General features: G+C 60.2%; 19 protein-coding genes. 12 read left to right on the forward strand and 7 right to left on the reverse strand.

Annotated elements, in window-relative coordinates; genetic code table 11:
- The first annotated feature begins 77 nt into the window (after positions 1–77).
- The 4 genes from gshB (at position 78) to ptsP (ending at position 4285) form a co-directional block, all read left to right on the forward strand.
- Positions 78–1037, forward strand: a complete 960-nt coding sequence (gshB, locus tag HB376_RS16515) for a glutathione synthase (protein ID WP_213764736.1) — start codon at positions 78–80, stop codon at positions 1035–1037.
- A 368-nt stretch (positions 1038–1405) separates the two neighbouring features.
- A complete protein-coding gene (locus tag HB376_RS16520) occupies positions 1406–1900 on the forward strand; it encodes a PTS sugar transporter subunit IIB (protein ID WP_213764737.1) in 495 nt (164 codons plus the stop codon).
- Positions 1901–2022: 122 nt separating this feature from the next.
- Positions 2023–2292, forward strand: a complete 270-nt coding sequence (locus tag HB376_RS16525) for an HPr family phosphocarrier protein (protein WP_031364349.1) — start codon at positions 2023–2025, stop codon at positions 2290–2292.
- Between the two features lie 232 nt (positions 2293–2524).
- Positions 2525–4285, forward strand: a complete 1761-nt coding sequence (gene ptsP / locus HB376_RS16530) for a phosphoenolpyruvate--protein phosphotransferase (protein WP_213764738.1) — start codon at positions 2525–2527, stop codon at positions 4283–4285.
- Here ptsP and HB376_RS16535 read toward each other — a convergent pair.
- From HB376_RS16535 to gpmA, 5 genes are all read right to left on the reverse strand, one after another.
- Positions 4273–5496: an autotransporter strand-loop-strand O-heptosyltransferase gene (locus tag HB376_RS16535; RefSeq protein WP_213764739.1), complete on the reverse strand. Its 1224-nt coding sequence runs from the start codon at positions 5494–5496 to the stop codon at positions 4273–4275. The genes ptsP and HB376_RS16535 overlap by 13 nt on opposite strands.
- Before the next feature lie 94 nt (positions 5497–5590).
- Complete coding sequence (locus tag HB376_RS16540) at positions 5591–6826, reverse strand: autotransporter strand-loop-strand O-heptosyltransferase (RefSeq protein WP_213764740.1); 1236 nt, start codon at positions 6824–6826, stop codon at positions 5591–5593.
- Positions 6827–6894: 68 nt separating this feature from the next.
- Positions 6895–7677 (reverse strand): molybdopterin-synthase adenylyltransferase MoeB, encoded by a 783-nt coding sequence (gene moeB / locus HB376_RS16545; RefSeq protein ID WP_213764741.1) that lies wholly within the window; start codon positions 7675–7677, stop codon positions 6895–6897.
- 285 nt (positions 7678–7962) lie between these two features.
- On the reverse strand, positions 7963–9576 hold the full coding sequence (locus HB376_RS16550; RefSeq protein WP_213764742.1) for a S41 family peptidase: 1614 nt from the start codon (positions 9574–9576) through the stop codon (positions 7963–7965).
- 547 nt (positions 9577–10123) lie between these two features.
- A complete protein-coding gene (gpmA, locus tag HB376_RS16555; RefSeq protein WP_213764743.1) occupies positions 10124–10870 on the reverse strand; it encodes a 2,3-diphosphoglycerate-dependent phosphoglycerate mutase in 747 nt (248 codons plus the stop codon).
- A gap of 200 nt (positions 10871–11070) precedes the next feature.
- Between gpmA and HB376_RS16560 the strand changes: the two genes are divergently transcribed.
- The 4 genes from HB376_RS16560 (at position 11071) to HB376_RS16575 (ending at position 13383) form a co-directional block, all read left to right on the forward strand.
- Positions 11071–11496, forward strand: a complete 426-nt coding sequence (locus tag HB376_RS16560; RefSeq protein WP_213764744.1) for a rhodanese-like domain-containing protein — start codon at positions 11071–11073, stop codon at positions 11494–11496.
- A complete protein-coding gene (grxC, locus tag HB376_RS16565; protein ID WP_158937140.1) occupies positions 11493–11753 on the forward strand; it encodes a glutaredoxin 3 in 261 nt (86 codons plus the stop codon). The genes HB376_RS16560 and grxC overlap by 4 nt, the downstream gene beginning before the upstream one ends.
- 133 nt (positions 11754–11886) lie before the next feature.
- A complete protein-coding gene (gene secB, locus HB376_RS16570; protein WP_089165294.1) occupies positions 11887–12360 on the forward strand; it encodes a protein-export chaperone SecB in 474 nt (157 codons plus the stop codon).
- 24 nt (positions 12361–12384) lie between these two features.
- A complete protein-coding gene (locus HB376_RS16575; protein ID WP_213764745.1) occupies positions 12385–13383 on the forward strand; it encodes an NAD(P)H-dependent glycerol-3-phosphate dehydrogenase in 999 nt (332 codons plus the stop codon).
- Between the two features lie 37 nt (positions 13384–13420).
- Here HB376_RS16575 and trmL read toward each other — a convergent pair whose 3' ends face one another.
- Together trmL and HB376_RS16585 are read right to left on the reverse strand one after the other, a co-directional pair.
- A complete protein-coding gene (trmL, locus tag HB376_RS16580) occupies positions 13421–13891 on the reverse strand; it encodes a tRNA (uridine(34)/cytosine(34)/5-carboxymethylaminomethyluridine(34)-2'-O)-methyltransferase TrmL (RefSeq protein WP_213764746.1) in 471 nt (156 codons plus the stop codon).
- Between the two features lie 19 nt (positions 13892–13910).
- The gene (locus HB376_RS16585) at positions 13911–14648 is read right to left on the reverse strand and encodes a ComF family protein (protein ID WP_213764811.1); all 738 of its coding nucleotides are present in this window, start codon (positions 14646–14648) and stop codon (positions 13911–13913) included.
- A 232-nt stretch (positions 14649–14880) separates the two neighbouring features.
- Between HB376_RS16585 and HB376_RS16590 the strand changes: the two genes are divergently transcribed.
- The 4 genes from HB376_RS16590 (at position 14881) to ctaD (ending at position 20219) form a co-directional block, all read left to right on the forward strand.
- Positions 14881–15852 carry a methyltransferase domain-containing protein gene (locus tag HB376_RS16590; RefSeq protein ID WP_213764747.1) on the forward strand — a complete coding sequence of 324 codons (972 nt, stop codon included), beginning with the start codon at positions 14881–14883 and terminating at the stop codon, positions 15850–15852.
- A gap of 308 nt (positions 15853–16160) precedes the next feature.
- Complete coding sequence (locus tag HB376_RS16595; protein WP_213764748.1) at positions 16161–16637, forward strand: DUF2244 domain-containing protein; 477 nt, start codon at positions 16161–16163, stop codon at positions 16635–16637.
- A gap of 214 nt (positions 16638–16851) precedes the next feature.
- The gene (coxB, locus tag HB376_RS16600; protein WP_213764749.1) at positions 16852–18492 is read left to right on the forward strand and encodes a cytochrome c oxidase subunit II; all 1641 of its coding nucleotides are present in this window, start codon (positions 16852–16854) and stop codon (positions 18490–18492) included.
- 89 nt (positions 18493–18581) lie between these two features.
- A complete protein-coding gene (ctaD, locus tag HB376_RS16605) occupies positions 18582–20219 on the forward strand; it encodes a cytochrome c oxidase subunit I (RefSeq protein ID WP_213764750.1) in 1638 nt (545 codons plus the stop codon).
- The last annotated feature ends 64 nt before the right edge of the window (positions 20220–20283 follow it).

The raw sequence follows: 20283 nt of genomic DNA on the forward strand, positions 1-20283 counted from the left end.
GTATTGCAGGGCGCTGTTTGCCGCCGCCTATTGAACCTATTGAATAAACCAAGGCCGAACGGCCGCTCTGGACGCTTATGGACATCCTTTTTATCGCCGATCCGCTCGATCACTTCAAGATCTACAAAGACACGACCTACGCGATGATGGCCGAAGCCGCGCGTCGTGGACACACGATCTACGCATGCGAGCCGCAGCATCTGGCCTGGGTCGGCGGCAGGGTAGAAGGGACGGTGGAGCGCGTGACAATCGTCGGCGACGAAGCGGATTCCGCGCGCTCGCAATGGTACGAGGCCGCCACGCCGGAAGTGCTCGACCTCAAGCATTTCGGCGCTGTCCTGATGCGCAAAGACCCGCCATTCGACATGGAATATGTAACGTCAACGTGGCTTTTGGAGTTGGCCGAGCGCACCGGCGCACGCATCTTCAACAAGCCGAGCGCGATCCGCGATCACTCGGAAAAGCTGGCGATCGGCGAATGGCCGCAATTTGTCGTACCGACGCTGGTTACCCGCGATGCCGCGCGTCTGCGCGCCTTCCACGCCGAGCACGGTGACGTGATCCTCAAGCCGCTCGACGGCATGGGGGGCATGGGCGTGTTTCGCGTGAAGGCTGACGGAATGAACCTCGGCACGATCGTGGAAATGCTCAGCGACAACGGCGCGCGTAGCGTCATGGCCCAAAAGTTCATCCCGCAAATTGTCGATGGCGACAAACGCATCCTGCTGATCGGTGGGCAACCCGTGCCGTATTCACTTGCCCGGATTCCACAGGGCAACGAAGTCCGCGGCAACTTGGCCGCGGGCGGATTGGGTCGCGCACAACCGCTCACGGAAAACGATCGCAAGATTGCGGAAACGCTCGGACAGACGCTGTTCGCACGGGGCTTGCTGCTGGTCGGACTCGATGCCATTGGTGACTACCTGACCGAAGTGAACGTGACCAGTCCGACGTGCTTCCGTGAAATCATGGACCAGACAGGTTTCGATGTAGCCGGCATGTTTATCGATGCACTGGAACGCGCGGCCGCAGCTTAGCAAGAAGCTTGACGATAAGTTTAGTGACGAGCGCGCAGCGAGAAATTAGAGGTGGCTATCGAAGAAGGCCGCCCAACCGTTGATTTCTCCCAGACTGTTACAATCTCCCGCTCATGAGATTCGTTTCGTGGCGCGATCCGGCCCCGAAATTGAAAGTGGAAACTTGCTGCAGCGCATAACGCTGCGCATAGCGTGCGAAATCCGACTAAGCTTAGGTATTGGCGCTTGTTGACGTTTCTGTACCCGGATCGATGTTGCAGTCGCGTTTTGCAATGTTTCGCAATTTTTCAGCACGCAATTGGCATATATAACAGCAAGTTCCCACAATTTCCGACGCATCTCGTCGTTTTGGGGCAGCACACTCTGACATGGCTGGCATTCTAATTATTGCGCACGCTCCGTTCGCTTCGGCGTTACGTGAGTGCATTACCCACATTTATGGCGGTTTGCCCGCACGCATTGGTGTGATCGATGTGAAGCCGGATTGCGACCCCGTTGAAGTCCGAGCGTTTGCGCGTTCCGAAATCGACCGTCTGAAGGAAGAAAACGGTGCGATCGTCCTCACGGACGTGTTCGGCGCGACGCCTGCGAATATCGCGCAAAGTTTGGCAAGCAACAGCGTCCGCGTGCTCGCCGGCGTCAATCTGCCCATGCTCGTGCGCGCCGTCTGTTACAGGACCACGCCGCTCGACACATTGGCTGAAAAGTCGCTGCAAGGCGGATCGAAGGGCATTCAGGAGCTGGATGCCTCGACGCCCGCCAATCCCTGCGCAATGGCCAGCGCCGCAGCTGCGGCCGTTGCCAATTGCGCGGTGGGCGCCGCCGCGACCAGTTGCATGCCCGCCAAGGTGGCAAGTCACTGAGCCGCGCTTGAGCGCGTTAAGTTGCTCCGCTGACGGCACATTGGCCGCACGTTAAGAAGATCGTTAAAAAGCATTGACCCAGCTGCATCGCGTCAGCCCTCTCACCTAGCGCCCGGAGCATCATGCTGCAACAGGAAACAACTATCGTGAACAAGCTGGGGCTGCACGCGCGTGCTTCAGCCAAGCTCACACAACTGGCGGGAAACTTTCAATGCGAGATCTGGATGAGCCGCAACGGCCGCCGGATCAACGCGAAAAGCATCATGGGCGTGATGATGCTCGCGGCGGGAATCGGCAGTACGGTAACAATCGAAACCGAAGGCTCCGACGAAGCAGAAGCCATGAAGGGCATCCTTGCGCTCATCGCAGATAAATTTGGCGAAGGACAATGACGTTGTCCTGCCTGCAGCACTGAGAAAAAGCCGCGCATTGACGCGGCTTTTTTTGTGCCCGTGGACATGGCGCTGACACGCGGCGCAACAAACTGCGTCATTTTGTGACAGAAACTTGCTGCAGCGCAAAGCGTGCCAAATCGCGTTCGAATTTATAATGGTGCGCGGATCGCATCGCCAGCCGGTGGTCGACAAAACCGCGAGCCACACCCATAACTAGAGAGAGGTGCGCGTGTCGTTCACGCTGCATGGAATTCCCGTTTCGCGCGGTATCGCCATCGGCCGCGCGTATCTGATCGCGGCGGCTGCACTCGATGTCGATCACTATCTGGTCGAACCGGATCGCATCGACAGTGAAATTGAACGCTTTCATACGGCGCAAGCGCAGGTGCACGCGGAGCTGGACGCCTTGCGCGACGATCTGGCTGCGGATGCCCCCAGCGAAATGGGCGCGTTTATCAACGTCCATTCCATGATCCTGAACGACGCCATGCTCGTTCACGAAACCATCGATCTCGTCCGTACGCGCCGCTACAACGTGGAGTGGGCGCTGACCGAGCAGCTTGAAATCCTGAGCCGCCATTTCGACGATATCGAAGACGAATACTTACGCGAACGCAAGGCCGATATCCAGCAAGTCGTGGAGCGCGTGCTGAAGGCGCTGGCCGGCGCACCGTCCACCGCTACGCTCGTCGTGGATGGCGCGGCGACCAATGGGCACAACGACATGATCGTGGTCGCCCACGACATCGCGCCCGCCGACATGCTGCAGTTCAAGACCCAGGCATTCAAGGGTTTCGTGACGGATCTCGGCGGCCGCACGTCGCATACGGCTATCGTGGCGCGTAGCCTGGGTATTCCGGCGTCGGTCGGCGTGCAGCAGGCGAGTGCCTTGATCCGGCAGAACGACTTGATCATTGTGGATGGGGATCACGGCATTGTGATCGTCGATCCCGCGCCGATCGTGCTGGAAGAGTATTCGTACCGGCAGAGCGAAAAGGTGCTTGAGCAGCGCAAGTTGCAACGCCTCAAGTTCTCGCCGACGCAAACGTTGGACGGCACCAAGATCGACTTGTGCGCGAACATCGAATTACCCGACGACGCCAAGACCGCGCTCGATGCAGGCGCGATGGGCGTGGGCCTGTTCCGCAGCGAGTTCCTGTTCATGAATTACAAGGACGAGTTGCCGGAAGAAGAAGAGCAATTTGCGGCCTACCGGCGCGCGATCGAATTGATGAAGGGCCGGCCGGTGACCATTCGCACGATCGACGTGGGTGCGGACAAGCCGCTTGAATCCATGGGCGGTGGCGACGGTTACGAGACCGCGCAGAACCCGGCGCTGGGTCTGCGGGCAATCCGCTGGAGCTTGTCCGAGCCGCAGATGTTCATGACGCAATTGCGGGCTATCTTGCGGGCATCGGCGTTTGGCCACGCGAAGATCCTGATCCCGATGCTCGCGCATGCGCAGGAAATCGACCAGACGCTCGACCTGATTCACGAGGCGAAGCGCCAGCTTGACGATGCGGGTATCGACTATGATCGCAACATTCAGGTCGGCGCGATGATCGAGATTCCGGCGGCCGCGATTGCCGTGCGGCTGTTCCTGAAGCGGCTGGATTTCCTGTCGATCGGGACCAACGACCTGATCCAGTACACGCTTGCAATCGATCGCGCGGATAACGCCGTCGCGCATCTGTATGACCCGTTGCATCCCGCGGTTTTGCACTTGATCGCGTTCACGCTGCGCGAAGCGAAAGCTGCGGGCGTCCCGGTTTCGGTGTGCGGTGAAATGGCCGGCGACCCGACCGTGACACGCCTGCTGCTCGGCATGGGCCTCACCGAGTTTTCGATGCACCCAAGCCAGTTGCTCGTGGTCAAGCAGGAGATCCTGCGGGCGGACTTGAAGGCGTTGCAAAAGCCGGTCGCGGACGTGCTTGCCGCGTACGAACCCGCAGAGTTGCTCGCCGCGCTGGCGGTGCTTCAGAAGGTCTGAGCGAGGCCGCGTTCGGCGATGAGTTTATCGACCACGCGCATCACGAACTCAGGCGTGATGACAGCGGTGCATTGAAACGGCTGCGGTTTGTCGAAGCGGCGGGGGCACCAGGCGAAATCGTGGGCATCGAACTCGGCGGTCATGTCGTTGAAGCAGCTATTGCAGGCGTGAAAGTTGATCACGCGATACGGCGTGCGGAACTCGGTCGACGGATGCGAGAAGCCGCTGATCATGACCACAGGCGTGCCTGCGGCCCATGCGAGCCACGACAGTCCGCTTCCCAATCCGATAAAAAAATCCGCGTGATGCAACAGGCTCATGCGTTCCTGCAACGGCCGATTGCCGGTGAAATCCTCGGCGCCTTCTGGCATTACGTTCATGTGCTTCGCGTTACCGTACTGTTTGTCGCGGTCAATGCATAGCACTCTGTAACCGAGTGTCTTCAGATGCTTGATCAGTGTCGACCAGCCGCGCGGGTTGTTCCAGTACTTGCATTGCGCCGTTGATTGCGTTGCTATGCATACGTAACGTTCGGCAATCGTGCGCGTCTTGTCCGCGATAACCACATTCGGCTTGCGTTCCTGACACGGCACGCCCAGCAGATACGCCATCATGTCCTGCATGTTGCTCACGCGCGGATCGGTGGGCTGATGGTCGCGTTCAGAGAATGGCTTTAGCAGGCCGAGGTAATATGTAGCGTAGTACGTGTCGTCCCGGCTATCGAGTCCGGCGTCTGTTGCGATGTGCAAATGCGGATAACCGTCTCGAAAAAGCGGCTGCAAATGCTCGGGCAGCGGCATATATAGCTCGCATTGGTGTTGTTCGCGGAATGCATCAATAACCGGCAGCCATGCGAGCGAATCGCCCAGCGCGAGTGGTTTCATGCGTAGTCGAACTTTCTGGTTCGTTGCATCGAATGCGTGAGAGAACACGAGCCGCTGGCCATCGAGTACTTCCAGCAGGAAACGCACGAAATATTTGCGTCTGCTAGTGATCACCGCGTTGGCTTCGACAGCTTCGTCCAGCAGGACATTGAACGTGTCCAGGTCGGTCATCCTGACGTGCCAGCCATCTACAGGCACTTGCACGCGGCAGCCGTAATTAAAATCGTAGAGGATGCCTTCGGGTCCGGTCATCACCGGGATGCCGGGCTGAGCGAATTCGGTTTCGGTCCTGCCGCGTTGAGTGTGCTGGGTTTCGGTCTCGTTCATGTGTCTCTCCAATTGCGTCAAAAGCGTAGTGGCCAAGATAAGCTGGCCCGGCGCTTAGGAAAATTGGAGAACTCTTAAATTTGAGACGGGGCGTTTATTCGTCGACGGACATTGACGCCGCGAGCGCGGCGTGCTGATCGCGAATCAGCCTGTCAACAATCCGCATGACAGATTGTGGCGTGATTGATGTCGTGCACTGAAACGGTCGTGGATCGTCTCGCCAGCGCGGGCATTGTGCGAAAACTTCGGGATGGAGCTCTATGGCGGTGTCGTTGAAACAGCTGTTGCACACGTGAAAGTTGATCACCCGATACGGGGTCCGAAACTCTGTGGAAGGATGGGAGAAACCGCTGATCATGACGACTGGAATGCCAACAGCCCATGCGAGCCACGATAATCCGCTCCCTAGTCCGATAAAAAAATCGGCGTGCAGTAACTGGCTCGCACGTGCTTGCAACGTGTAGTTGCCGGTGCAATCCTCTGCCTCAGCCGGCATGGTATTGATGTTGACATCGTTGCCGAACTGCCAATAGCGGTCTATGCACATTACCCGGTAACCTAGCGATTTCAAGTAATTGATCAACGTGGGCCAGCCGGCCGGATTATTCCAATACTTGTGTTGCGCCGTCGATTGCGTTCCGATGCACACGTACTTCCCGGGAATGACGCGCGCCGTGTCGGCAATGATCAGATTCGGCTTGCGTTCCCGACAAGGGACGCCGAGCAAATACGAGACGGTATCCTGCATGCAGCTGATACGCGGGTCGGTTGGTTGATGGTCGCGCTCAGAGAGGGGAAACATGAGCCCGAAATAATAGCTGGCGTAATCCGGTTCGGTCCGCTGCGCAAGTTGCTCCTCGGTCGCCAGATGAAGATGCGGATAGCCGGCCCGGAACAGTGGCTGCAAATGCTCGCCCATCGGCGCATAGAGCTCGCAGGAATGCTGTTCACGAAACGCATCAATGACCGGAATCCATGCGATTGAGTCGCCTAGCGCCCAGGGATCCATACAGAGCCGCACGTTTTTCCCTTGGGCATTGAAGGCGTGGGTAAAAACGAGCCTGTCACCGTCGAACACTTCCAGGAGAAACCGCACGAAGTATTTGCGAACGCTCGCAACCACGGAGTGGGCTTCGACCGTTTCATCCATCAACACGTTGAACGTGTCGAGGTCGCTCATCCGAACCCGCCAGCCGCTGACAGGAACCTGCACGCGGCAACCGTAATTAAAATCGAAAAAAATGCCTTCGGGGCCCTCAAGCACAGGAAGCGCAGGGCCGCCTTCCATTTGGGGTCCGCCGCGATTACGGGCCGTCGCATTCTCGATCATTTGTTGTTATCGTTGAAAACGGGCGCTCAGAGTAGACCTGTTGCACGTCCTACTGAACCCGATAATTCTTAAATAACAGGATTACTTTTCGCGAAAAGGGTCGTTCGTCCGGCGCACACCACGCAATCCGCCTGCCGCGCGATCCGCATCGTGTTCCACTCCATGCGCAGCGAATCGAGCATCATCAGGCGGCCTTGCAGCGTCGTACCGAACCCACCGATCACGCGTAACGCCTCTGCTGCTTGCATCGTCCCGATAATGCCGACCGTCGGCGAGAAGACGCCCATGGTCGAGCACGCGACTTCCTCGAACGCTTCGTCCGGCGGGAACACGCATGCGTAGCAGGGTGATTCGGAGGAGCGGAAGTCGAAGGTACTGATCTGGCCGTCGAAGCGCAGCGCGGCACCGGAGACAAGCGGGATGCCGTGGGCGAAACAGGCGGCGTTGATCGCGTGGCGCGTGGCGAAGTTATCGGTGCAATCGAGGACGACGGAGGCGCGCGGGACGTGCGTGTTGAGCCAGTCCTTGTCGGCGCGGATGGCGACGGTATTGACCTTCACGCCGGGATTGAGGGCGGCGAGTGTATGACGGGCCGAATCCACCTTCGATTCACCGACCGATGCGCTCACGTGCAGGATCTGGCGCTGGAGATTGGTGAGATCGACGGAATCGGCGTCGACCAGCGTGATCTCGCCGACACCCGCCGCCGCCAGATACATCGCTGCCGGAGACCCGAGCCCACCCGCACCAATGATGATGGCGTGCGCATCGAGAAAGCGCTGCTGCGCTTCAATGCCGATTTCATCGACGAGGATGTGGCGGGAATAGCGGAGAAGCTGATCGTCGTTCATCGAGCGCTCAAGTAGGCTACGACCGAAATACCTGAGAGCACGAAACAGGCGCGCGGTCGCGAAAGCGCTATTTTAATCGCGTGTCGAGGGGCGTTGGGGCAGAGCACTTACTCCGGTCCCAGACAATCACAGGATGCTGAGGTGGAACCGGGAGCGCAACGGGGGAATAAGACTGGCGCGGCACCTATGGTGTGCCGGAGGACGGTAACGTGAATTCGTTGCTGGTTACTGCTGAATCAGTGGGCGAGGCTATCGAGCCTGCGCCCACTGATTCCGGGACCAAACTTACTGTGTAGCCGAAGCGGGCACCGGTGCAGACGCGGGCGCCGGCGTGGCATCGGCACCCGGCACATCGGAGGCCGGAGTTGCATTCGCCCCTGGCGTAACCGGCAACGCGGGTTTGACAGCAATAGGAGCCGAAGCCGAGGGAGCCGGCTTATCCTGCGCCAGTTTCCTTTCGGAATAAGACTTCGATTCCTGCACCGGTTTGCCTTCCAGCTTGTTCAGCGCTTGCGCGAGCATGAAGTCATCGGCGGTGCCGAAATCGACAGGCTTGCGCTCCCGATCCTTACGGCGTTGCTCCGGCGTCTTCTTGTCGTTCTGCTCTTCAAGAATCCGCAGTTGCTCGAGCCGGTCCGCTTCGCGCGCGTCCTGTTCCTTCTTCTCGTTCGGATCCTGCGTATTGGCCAGGTGGTTCGAATAATCCACTTCACGCGTGACGAGCGCGTCGTCCGGATCACCCTCAGCGTATTGGTCGACCGGAACGTCCGGGCGGATACCCTTGTTCTGGATCGACCTGCCGCTCGGCGTGTAGTAATACGCGGTGGTCAGACGCAGCGCGGTGTCGGCGGTCATTGGCCGGACGGTCTGTACCGAGCCCTTGCCGAACGTGGTCTTGCCAACAATCAACGCGCGATGATGATCCTGCAGCGCACCCGCGACAATCTCGGAAGCCGACGCCGAGTACGCATTGGTCAACACGACCATGGGTACTTTCTTGAAGATTTCCGGCAGGTTCTTCAGCGGATCGGAGTCGAAGGACGGCAGGCGATAGTTGTCGTACGTATCGCGGAAGGTTTGCTTCGCGTCCGCGATTTGCCCATTCGTCGACACCACCACGGCGTTATCCGGCAGGAACGCACCGGCCACGCCGACCGCGCTCTGCAGCAAACCGCCGCCGTTGTTACGCAGGTCAAGCACGAGGCCCTTCAGGTCCGGCTGCTGGCGCGCGAGATCTTGCAGCTTTGCGGCGAGATCCGGCACGGTGCGTTCCTGGAAGCTCGTGATCCGGATGTAGCCGTAACCCGGCGCCGGAATCTTCATCTTCACGCTCTGCACCTGGATGATCGCGCGCGTCACCGTGACCGGGAAGGTCCGGTCGTCGGTCTTGCGGAAGATGGTCAGCGTGACCTTGGTGCCCGGATCGCCGCGCATTTGCTTGACGGCGTTATCCAGCGTCATGCCGCGTACCGGCTTGTCGTTGATGCGCGTGATCAGGTCGCCCGGACGAATGCCGGCGTGGAACGCCGGCGTATCTTCAATAGGCGAGATCACCTTGATCAAGCCATCTTCCGCCGAAATCTCGATACCGAGACCCGCGAAGCGACCCTTGGTCTGCTCCTGAAGCTCTTCGTAATCGGTTTTGTCTAGATATGACGAATGCGGATCGAGGCTCGATACCATGCCCTTGATAGCCGCGGTGAGAAGCTTTTTATCGTCGACCGGCTCGACGTATTCATGCTTGATTTGCCCGAATACTTCGGCAAACAACCGCAATTGATCGAGCGGGAGAGGCGCGGTGGCGGCTTGCTGGGCGGATGCGGAGAGTTGCAGCGTTGCAAATACGCCGGTAGCAAGGCCCGCGGCGATCAGGCCGATGTTTTTCAGGTTCTTTCGCATAGAGTCTGTTGCGGTCGAAAGCGGATTAGGCTGCGTCGTGGTTGACTGGGCAGTATAACTGCAAGCCCCGGACCACAACTTAAACGCAGCTTAAAGGGTTTCGCCGGGAAATGAATGGGCGGGTTCTTTTTATGCGTGATGGTTTCAAAACCAGTGTCCGTCCGCAAATGTCGGGCCCGGATTAAGGGGATTCGCAACGCGCGAGATCGGACGGCTTATTTTCGCGCGTTCGGGCGATAAGCGCTGAGGCGGAGGAACGGGGAGTCGGCGCGCTTGCGCGGATGCTGGCAAAAACCGGCCTGTGCCGGCCGCAAACGCGAGCACGAGAGTTGCCGTTGCCTTAAAGCCGCTCCGAAAGGCGCATAAATCACGGGTACCGTACGCAAGCGGGAAGCGAACTCGCACGGCTGCTCCCTCTGAACGATACATCCGGTGAGCACCACGAGCGACGTGCACACGAGAAACCCCCCGGCCATGCTCAAGCCAACGGTCACGAATGCCGGATTAGAGCACCCGCAACCGTCAGCCATTCTCGAAACAAAAACCCTTAACCCGCCTTCCCTTGTTTCGCGACCGCCGCCTGCGCCTTGGCGATTGCTTCCGGGTCGCCGAGATAATAGTGCTTGATCGGCTTCAGGTTTTCGTCGAGTTCATACACGAGCGGCACGCCGTTCGGGACGTTCAGGCCGACGATGTCGTTGTCGGAAATATCGTCCAGATACTTGATCAGTGCGCGCATGGAGTTGCCGTGGGCGGCAATCAGCACACGCTTGCCCGACTTGACGGCCGGCGCAATGGATTCGTTCCAGATGGGCATGACGCGGGCGACCGTGTCCTTCAGGCACTCGGTCAACGGCAACTGCTCGCGCGGCACTCTTGCATAGCGAGGGTCGTTGAACGACGTGCGTTCGTCGGACGGATCGAGTGCAGGCGGCGGCGTGTCGTAGCTTCTGCGCCAGATCAGCACTTGCTCGTCACCGTATTTCTTCGCGGTCTCGGCCTTGTTCAGACCGGCGAGCGCACCATAATGCCGCTCGTTCAACCGCCACGAATGGACGACTGGCAAGTACATTTCGTCCATCTGGTCCTGCACGTGCCAGAGCGTGCGGATCGCGCGCTTGAGCACCGAAGTGTAAGCCAGGTCAAAGCTGAAGCCGGCTTCCTTCAGCAGCACGCCGGCCTGCTGGGCCTCACGAATGCCTTGTTCTGTCAGGTCGACGTCGACCCAGCCTGTGAATCGGTTTTCCTTGTTCCACGTGGATTCGCCGTGGCGGATGAGCACTAGCTTGTACATGATGTCCGTTGAGAGGTCGGTTAGTTAGGAAGCGGCAAAAAAGCTGGAAACTGGCATCGATTCTGTGCGGCAACGCGTTCTGGCGCAACTCAGCCGATTGGCCGAGGCCATCGCGGAGGACGGTTATTTTATAATGGGTGGATTGTCCCGATTTTTTTCGACCTTTCATTTTTCCACACTCCCAATCCGGCGGTCCCGACGTGAAGTTTTTCACCGATTACACCAACCTTGTTCTTATCGCCGTCGCCCTCATTTCTGGTGGGTTGCTGCTTTGGCCGACGATTGTCCGGCGCGGCCGCGGAAGTGTTTCCGCTCCCGAGGCCGTTCAACTGATCAACCGGCGTAACGCCTCCGTGATCGACGTGCGGCCGGCCACCGAGTATTCGAAGGGGCATCTGCCGGCGGCGCGAAACTTCGAGATTTCGGAGCTTCAAGCAAAAATTGGCCAGATCGCGAAGAATAAGAGCAATCCGGTCTTGCTCGTGTGTCAGACCGGCCAACAGTCGCAGAAGGCGAGCCAGATCGTGAGCGATGCCGGTTACGCCGAAGTCCACGTATTGCAGGGCGGGCTGGATGCCTGGCAAAAAGCCGGCATGCCGGTCGTGAAACAAGGAGCGGTAAAGTGAATAAAGTGATCATGTACAGCACGCAGGTGTGCCCGTATTGCCAGATGGCCGAACGTCTACTAAAGTCGCGCGGCGTGGAAAACGTCGAGAAGGTGCTGATCGACCGTGATCCGGCGCGGCGTGAAGAAATGATGACGCGTACGGGGCGCCGTACGGTGCCACAGGTATTTATCGGTGAGACGCATGTTGGCGGTTACGACGATCTGTCCGCGCTCGATCGCAAAGGCGGCCTGGTGCCGCTGCTCGAGGCCGCCTGAACAAGCAGCGGATCATCAGGCCGGGCGCGTCGGCCTGAATGTATTCGCTGCGCAATTACGCCGCCTGCGGTTTTCAGCCGGAAAAAACCGGAAAAGCCGCGGGTGGCACATTAAATAATCAAGGGAATCAACCATGTCTGACGACAACAACCAGCCGTTCTTCAACATCCAGCGCATCTACTTGAAGGACATGTCGCTCGAGCAGCCCAATTCGCCGGGCATCTTCCTTGAGCAGGAAATGCCGTCGGTGGAAGTGGAAGTGGACGTGAAGGCCGAGCGCCTGGCGGAAAGCGTGTTCGAAGTGCTGGTAACGGGCACCGTGACCGCGAAGGTGACCGACAAGGTCGCGTTCCTGATCGAAGCCAAGCAAGCCGGTATTTTCGATATCCGCAACATTCCCGCCGATCAAATCGATCCGCTGGTCGGCATTGCGTGCCCGACCATCCTGTTCCCGTACCTGCGCTCGAACATTGCCGACGCCATCACCCGCGCCGGTTTCCCGCCGATCCACCTCGCCGAGATCAACTTCCAGGCGCTGTACGAACAACGTATTTCGCAGTTGTCGGCAGCTCAGGAAGGCGTGGCCAACGGCGCGACGCTGAACTAAATCCCGCATATTCCGGAGCCGGGCATGCAAGTAGCCGTTCTCGGCGCCGGTGCGTGGGGCACCGCACTGGCTGGCCATCTGGCCACTCGCCACTCTACGGTGCTCTGGGCGCGCGATCGCGCGCTCATCGAGTCACTGTCCCAAACGCATGAAAACGAGCGCTATCTGCGCGGCATAACGCTGCCCGCAGCGCTTCAGTACGACGCTGACCTCTTTTCAGCGCTGGCCTACGGCGCGGCGGAAGACGCGCTGTGCGTGGTTGCAGCACCGGTCGCGGGCTTGCGCGCGTTATGCCGCAACATGCGCGAACTGGATATAGTTCCGGCGCATATCGTCTGGTTGTGCAAAGGCTTCGAAGCCGACACGCAATGCCTGCCGAACGAGGTGGTGGCGGCCGAATTGCCGCAGCACGCGAGCAACGGCACGCTTTCCGGACCGAGCTTCGCGCGTGAAGTCGGGCAGGGTTTGCCGGTGGCGCTGACAGTCGCGAGCGCGTCGGCAACGCTCGGCGAGCGCACCGTTGCCGCGTTTCATCACGGCGCCATGCGCATTTATACCGGCGACGACGTGATCGGCGTGGAAGTGGGCGGCGCGGTGAAGAACGTGCTGGCCATTGCAACCGGCATTGCCGACGGCCTTGGCCTGGGCCTCAACGCCCGGGCAGCGCTGATTACGCGCGGACTGGCCGAGATGTCACGCCTCGGCGTGGCATTAGGCGGGCGCGCGGAAACCTTCACCGGCCTGACCGGGCTCGGCGACCTGATTCTCACGGCGACGGGAGATTTGTCGCGCAATCGCACGGTCGGCATGCAATTGGCAACAGGCCGTTCGCTCACCGACATCCTCGCGGCGCTTGGCCATGTGGCCGAGGGCGTAAGATGCGCGCGGGCCGTGCTGGCGCTGGCGGAGACTCATGGCATCGACATGCCGATCACACACGCCGTGTGTCGCGTGTTATTCGAAAATGTCGCGCCGCGTGACGCCGTTCACGCGTTATTGAGCCGCGATGCAAAAGCAGAGTGAGGGATCTCCGGCGCAGGAAGACTGCGCCGGAGATCATTTATTCACCGCCCTCGAACCCTGTCTGACGCCATGCTTCGAACGTCACGACCGCTACCGTATTCGATAAATTCAAACTCCTGTTCCCCGGCCGCATAGGCAAGCGCACGCGCCGGTCATTCGTGAACTGCGTGAGCACCGTGTCCGACAAGCCCCGGGTTTCCGCGCCGAAGACGAACCAGTCACCCGCCCTGAACGTATGCCCGAAAAATGGCGTGGAGCCGCGCGTGGTGAACGCAAACATGCGGCTCACGTCGGGCGCCTCGGTTTCGAGGAATGCCGCCCAGTTCGCATGGACATGCATCTGCGCATACTCGTGGTAGTCGAGGCCGGCGCGGCGCATCTTGGCGTCGTCGAGCGGGAAACCGAGCGGTTCGATCAAATGCAGGCGGGCGCCGGTATTGGCGCATAGCCGGATCACGTTGCCGGTGTTCGGCGGAATTTCAGGTTCGACCAGTACGACATTGAACATAAGCGATAACTCGTGAAAATTAGTCTTGCGGCGTGCGCAGCGCGACGAAGTTGGTGACACGCCGCGCGCCGGCGGCTTTCAGCGTAAAGGCCAGCGCGTCGAGTGTGGCGCCGGAGGTCATGACGTCATCGACAATTGCCACGTGCTGGCCGCGTATCTCGCGCAGCACCGTGAACGCATTGCCGACGTTTGTGCGCCGTGTATCGAGATCGAGCTTTGCTTGCGGCGCCGTGTCCCTGATACGCCCGATCAGCGTTGCGTCAGCCAACGAGCCGAGCCGGCGCGCAAGCGGTTTCCCGATCGACCACGCCTGGTTGTAACCGCGCGTCCTCAGGCGCCGTGGCGACAGCGGCACAGGAGCGACGACATCCGGTGCCGCCGCGTTGGTACTCTCGAATGCGGCGTGCAACTGGCGCGCAAACTCGTCGGCTGTTGCCAGCCGCGCGTGGAACTTGAGATCAAGCGCGAGTGTATCGAGCGGCGCATGGTAATCGGCCAGCGCGATGGTCGCGTCAAAATGCGGCGGCTCCGCAATACACCGCCTGCAAGGTGAATGCGCGCCACTTTTAACGCCAGCAGATGCGGCCGAGGCCGCGGCAAGCACCGGCACGGGCAGTGCACAAACCGGGCAACGCGTGCGTGTCTGGTTCCAATACTGTTCATCGCAGCCAGCACACAATACTTTCTGCGACAAATTGCCACACAATGCGCACTGACTGGGCAACGCGATGTCGCGCATCTGGCCGAGCCGCTGCATGGCCGTGGCAGAAGCCGCGCGCAGCGAGCCAGGACCGCGCGATATGACACCAAGGACACCAAACCGTAGCTTCATACGTTCGATCCAGGGAAAGCGTGGCAGCGCAAAAATCCGCCTCGAGTGAGCGGGCGAGCGCTCAGGAGGACCGGCCGGAACCGTTGCACGGTCTGGTTTGGCTGAACGTTTCAGGAATCGACCGAGTATACTTCGCACTCTTAGAAAGTAGGTTGTCATGTCCCCAACTCCTGCCAACGCTGGCCGTCCGGCCTACGATTCGCGCCGTCTGCAGCGAATTTTCGACCGTCGCGCCTCGACGTTCGATGACGTCGCGTTCCTGCCGCGCGAGATCGCGCAGCGCATGCGCGAGCGGCTCGACTACATCAAGGTAACGCCGGTGCGCGTGCTCGACGCGGGCTGCGGCATGGGCGCCGACTTGGCCGGCCTGCGCGAGCGTTTCGCCGATGCGTCGGTGCTCGGCATGGACTTGTCGGCGGCTATGCTGGCCCGGGCGAACCAGGCCGAGATGGCCGAATCCGAAGCCAACGCTGGCTGGCGCCGGTTTCTTCCCGCCACGCTGGGCAAGGCGTTCGGCGCGCGCGGCCCGCAACTGGCGCAGGGCGACTTCGCTCACCTGCCGTTTGTTGCAAGCGCGTTCGAGATGCTCTGGTCGAATCTCGCGCTGCACTGGAATGCGCGGCCCGACCTCGTATTCCCCGAATGGGCGCGTGTGCTCAAGGTGAACGGCCTTCTGATGTTCAGCACGCTCGGTCCCGACACACTGAAAGAGCTCAGCGGCGCGTACGCGCAGGCGGAAAAATCACTGGGCCTGGCGCCACAGCGGCACACCATCGAATTCGTCGATATGCACGATCTCGGCGACATGCTGGTCGAGAGCGGCTTCGAGATTCCGGTGATGGATCAGGAGGTGCTGACGATCACGTACAAGTCGCCGGAATCGCTGCTGAAAGACGTGCGCCGCTGGGGTGCTTATCCGCGTGACGCCGCGCCGCAAACGCATGCTCGCGCGTTGCGTGACGCGCTTCACACGGCGCTTGAAGCGCGCCGCCGCGAGGACGGCACGATCCCGCTGACCTTTGAAGTGATCTATGGACACGCATGGAAGGCAGTGCCGCGAATGACGGCGGAAGGGCACGGTATTGTGAGGCTCGAAGACATAGGACGAGGCTCAAAACGGAGCAAGTAAACCAGTCAAAACAGCCTTTCCCACTCCTCGATCACGCGTGTTGACACGCATCCAAAAGGATGCGGCAAAAGGGCGCAGAGGCTTGTGCGGCTTGGCTTTGCGGCGTGCACCACCTTGCTTGTGGATGCTGGGCAACGCGCCTATAATGCGTCAGTTTGTCGCCGGGCTGGCATGATTTTGGGCGCATCCTGAGTGATTGGCAGTGGCAACAGGTAGGCAGCAGGGTGTGCAGGAAGCTGGCAGCAGGTGGGCAATACGCGGCGCGGTTGAGACAAATCTGACGCGGGAATCCAACGCGGGAGACGGCGATGCAAGCAACGGATCTGCCGATGGACACCGAACCGGTCATAAAGGACTGGTTGATCAAGCGGAACTGTTCTGTCTCGCCGCGGCAATTCGTGGCGTTCTACGTGTCGCTTGCGCTGTTTTCGTTGCTGATCGCGAGTTTGCTGGTGTGGGCGGGCGCTTGGCTGGTGCTGCCTTTTACGGGTATCGAGTTGCTGGCGGTCGGTATCGCGTTCGTCATTTACGCGCGGCATGCTGTCGACTACGAGCGGATTCTACTGTTTCACGACCGGCTGCTGATCGAGCGGATGGACGCGGAAACACTCACGCAGAGGGAGTTCAATCCGCGCTGGGTGAGAGTCGAGCCGGGGGCAACACCGAGAGATCCGGTGAAGCTGGTGTCCCGGGGGGAGTCGGTGCCGGTCGGGATACATCTGGCGCAGCATCGTCGCAAGCAGTTCGCCGTCGAGTTGCGGATATGGCTGAGGCGCTGCGGTTGACGGTCTGAGGATGCGCCGGCTGGGCGCATTCAGGATGTCCGGTTGGCGGCGCTCCGCGAAAAAGCACGGAACCGGGAACCGGGAAGCAAGAGGGAAAGTACGCGGGAAGTATGTAGCAAAGCGGCACACGCATCGACACGCGCCGCCGAGTAGATCGTTTCCAGGGGAGGCGATGCATGAGTCGGACGGGTGCATACGGGGGTCGAGGGTCTGAATGGAAATTTTGGGTAAGGAAGCTATGAAAACAATCAAGCGAGCCCTGTCGGGCGTGCTGGCGTTAAGCGGACTCCTGTTCGCCGGCGCGGCCCTGGCGGTCAACGACAGTCCTGGCGGTCCTGCAGTTAACGAACTTAACTTCCAGACGCCGGTGACGAAGATCGCCGAAGAGCTCTACGGCCTCCATACGTTCATGCTGATCATCTGCACGGTGATTTTCCTCGGCGTGTTCGGCGTGATGTTCTATTCGGTCCTGATGCACCGGAAGTCGAAAGGACACAAGGCTTCGAATTTCCACGAAAGCACCACCGTCGAAATCATCTGGACGATCGTCCCGTTCGTGATCGTCGTGCTGATGGCGCTGCCGGCCACGAAGGCCGTCGTCGCCATGAAAGACACCACCAACGCCGACCTGACCGTGAAGGTCACCGGTTATCAGTGGAAGTGGGGCTACGACTACGTGAAGGGGCAGGGCGAAGGCATCAACTTCCTGTCCACGCTCTCTACCCCGCGTAGCGAAGTGAACGGCCAGACGCCGATCACGGACCTGTATCTCCAGGAAGTCGACAATCCGCTCGTGGTTCCGGTCGACAAGAAAATCCGCATCATCACCACAGCCAATGACGTCGTCCACTCGTGGTACGTCCCGGCGTTCGGCGTGAAGCAGGACGCGATCCCCGGCTTCGTGCGCGACACGTGGTTCAAGGCCGAGAAGATCGGCACATTCCGCGGCTTCTGTACCGAGTTGTGCGGCAAGGAACACGCGTACATGCCGGTCGTGGTCGAAGTGTTGTCGGCTGAAGACTACACGGCGTGGGTCGATGGCCAGAAGAAGAAAATGGCCGCCAGCGCGGACGATCCGAACAAGACCTACACGATGGACGAACTGAAGGCGCGCGGCGCACAGGTCTATACGTCGAATTGCGCGGTCTGCCACCAGCCGACCGGCAAGGGCGCTGGTCAGTTCCCGGCGCTCGATGGCAGCAAGATCGCCAATGGCCCGATCGCGGACCACGTGAGCATTGTGCTGAAGGGCAAGGGCGCGATGCCGAACTGGGGCGCGACGCTCAATGACGTCGAGATCGCTTCGGTGATCACGTACGAACGCAATACCTGGGGCAACCACACGGGCGACATCCTGCAACCCCTGCAAGTCGCCGACGCACGTAACGGCAAGATGCCCGCCGGCGGCGATCATCTGGCGGGCGCAGGCGCTGCGGCTGGTTCGGATGCAGCGGCCAGCGGTGCAGCGGGTGGTTCGGAAGCAGCCAGTGCGGCAGCGCCGGCATCTGCCGCGGCGTCGGACGCTTCGGCTCCGGCGGCTTCGTTGCCGGCGAGCGTGTATTTCGAGACGGGCAAGGATGCATTGCCTGCCGACGCCGCCAGCGCCGTGCAGGCCGCAGCGGATTACGCGAAGGCTCATCCGGACGCGAAGCTGACGCTGTCGGGTTTCACCGACGCAACGGGCTCCGCCGCGAAGAACGCCGAATTGGCGAAGACGCGTGCGCAGGCTGTTCGCGACGCGCTGAAGGCCGCGGGCGTGGCGGAAGACCGCATCATTTTGAAGAAGCCGGAAACGATCACGGGCGGTGCTGACGCGAGAGAAGCACGGCGTGTGGAGATCAGTCCGGCTGCCTGACGTACCCGTTCGCCCAGCTTCCATCTGAATGAAAGGAAGCTGGCGTAGCGTACGCACAAGTGCCGCAGTATTCGCTTTAGGAGATTGTCATGTCTAGCATCGGACACGATGTACCCGCGGGCCACGACCATGGCCACGCTCATGATCACGGTCATGGCCACGACGAGCACGCGCACGAACTGCCGTACGGCTGGCGTCGCTGGCTGTTCGCGACGAACCACAAGGACATCGGTACCTTGTACCTGTTGTTCTCGTTCATCATGTTCCTCTCCGGGGGCGTGATGGCGCTGATGATCCGCGCCGAGCTCTTCGAGCCTGGCCTGCAGATCATGCGTCCCGAGTTCTTCAACCAGTTGACCACCATGCACGGCCTGATCATGGTGTTCGGCGCGATCATGCCGGCGTTCGTCGGTTTCGCGAACTGGCAGATTCCGCTGCAGATCGGCGCGTCGGACATGGCCTTCGCGCGCATGAACAACTTCAGCTTCTGGCTGCTGCCGGTGGCGGCCATCCTGCTGATCACATCGTTCTTCGTTCCCGGCGGCGCGACCGCTGCCGGCTGGACGCTGTACGCGCCGCTCTCCACGCAGATGGGCCCGGGCATGGACTTCGCCATTTTCGCGATCCACCTGATGGGTGCGTCGTCGATCATGGGCGGTATCAATATCGTCGTGACGATTCTGAACATGCGCGCCCCTGGCATGACGCTGATGAAGATGCCGATGTTCTGCTGGACCTGGCTGATCACCGCCTACCTGTTGATTGCCGTGATGCCGGTGCTGGCAGGCGCGATCACCATGGTGCTGTTCGATCGCCACTTCGGCACGTCGTTCTTCAACGCAGCAGGCGGCGGCGACCCGGTGATGTACCAGCATATCTTCTGGTTCTTCGGGCATCCCGAGGTGTACATCATGATCTTGCCGGCGTTCGGGATCGTGTCGCAGGTGATTCCGGCGTTCTCGCGCAAGACTTTGTTCGGTTATAGCTCGATGGTGTACGCAACCTCATCCATCGCGATTCTCTCGTTCATGGTCTGGGCGCACCACATGTTCGCCACCGGCATGCCGGTGACGGGTCAGCTATTTTTCATGTACGCGACCATGCTGATCGCGGTGCCGACCGGCGTTAAGGTGTTCAACTGGGTCGCAACCATGTGGCGCGGTTCGTTGAGCTTCGAATCGCCCATGTTGTTTGCCATCGGCTTCCTGTTCGTATTCACCATGGGCGGTTTCACGGGCCTGATCCTCTCCATGGCGCCGCTTGATATCCAGATGCACGGGACTTACTACGTGGTGGCGCACTTCCACTACGTGCTGGTGGCGGGGTCGCTGTTCGCGCTCTTCTCCGGCTGGTATTACTGGTCGCCGAAGTGGACCGGCTGGATGTACAACGAGACGCGCGGCAAGATCCACTTCTGGGCGTCGATGATCTTCTTCAACATCACCTTCTTCCCGATGCACTTCCTGGGCCTCGCCGGCATGCCGCGTCGTTATGCGGATTACCCGGCGCAGTTCACGGACTTCAACCAGATTGCGACGATTGGCGCGTTTGGTTTCGGTCTGGCGCAGGTGTACTTCCTGTTCGCGGTGGCATTGCCGGCGTATCGCGGTGGCGGTGATCTGGAGAAAGCCAGCGACAAGCCGTGGGACGGCGCCGAAGGTCTGGAATGGACTGTGCCGAGCCCGGCTCCGTTCCACACGTTCGAGCAGCCGCCGCACGTCGAGTAAAGCCACGCAGCGCGTTCCGTTCAGATTCAAAAAACGGGACGCGCGCCACGCAGGACAATGACAG

Origin of the sequence: Caballeronia sp. dw_19 (assembly GCF_018449515.1) — a bacterium.
Classification (GTDB): domain Bacteria; phylum Pseudomonadota; class Gammaproteobacteria; order Burkholderiales; family Burkholderiaceae; genus Caballeronia.

Coding starts and splice junctions, on each gene's coding strand:
- HB376_RS16540 (WP_213764740.1), bottom strand. CDS start 6,826: ATGATCGAGAATGCGACGGCCCGTAATCGCGGCGGACCCCAAATGGAA.
- HB376_RS16575 (WP_213764745.1), top strand. CDS start 12,385: ATGCAAGTAGCCGTTCTCGGCGCCGGTGCGTGGGGCACCGCACTGGCT.
- coxB (WP_213764749.1), top strand. CDS start 16,852: ATGGAAATTTTGGGTAAGGAAGCTATGAAAACAATCAAGCGAGCCCTG.
- HB376_RS16525 (WP_031364349.1), top strand. CDS start 2,023: ATGCTGCAACAGGAAACAACTATCGTGAACAAGCTGGGGCTGCACGCG.
- gpmA (WP_213764743.1), bottom strand. CDS start 10,870: ATGTACAAGCTAGTGCTCATCCGCCACGGCGAATCCACGTGGAACAAG.
- ctaD (WP_213764750.1), top strand. CDS start 18,582: ATGTCTAGCATCGGACACGATGTACCCGCGGGCCACGACCATGGCCAC.
- HB376_RS16585 (WP_213764811.1), bottom strand. CDS start 14,648: ATGCAGCGGCTCGGCCAGATGCGCGACATCGCGTTGCCCAGTCAGTGC.
- HB376_RS16550 (WP_213764742.1), bottom strand. CDS start 9,576: ATGCGAAAGAACCTGAAAAACATCGGCCTGATCGCCGCGGGCCTTGCT.
- HB376_RS16535 (WP_213764739.1), bottom strand. CDS start 5,496: ATGAACGAGACCGAAACCCAGCACACTCAACGCGGCAGGACCGAAACC.
- HB376_RS16595 (WP_213764748.1), top strand. CDS start 16,161: ATGCAAGCAACGGATCTGCCGATGGACACCGAACCGGTCATAAAGGAC.
- gshB (WP_213764736.1), top strand. CDS start 78: ATGGACATCCTTTTTATCGCCGATCCGCTCGATCACTTCAAGATCTAC.
- moeB (WP_213764741.1), bottom strand. CDS start 7,677: ATGAACGACGATCAGCTTCTCCGCTATTCCCGCCACATCCTCGTCGAT.
- HB376_RS16590 (WP_213764747.1), top strand. CDS start 14,881: ATGTCCCCAACTCCTGCCAACGCTGGCCGTCCGGCCTACGATTCGCGC.
- trmL (WP_213764746.1), bottom strand. CDS start 13,891: ATGTTCAATGTCGTACTGGTCGAACCTGAAATTCCGCCGAACACCGGC.
- secB (WP_089165294.1), top strand. CDS start 11,887: ATGTCTGACGACAACAACCAGCCGTTCTTCAACATCCAGCGCATCTAC.
- HB376_RS16520 (WP_213764737.1), top strand. CDS start 1,406: ATGGCTGGCATTCTAATTATTGCGCACGCTCCGTTCGCTTCGGCGTTA.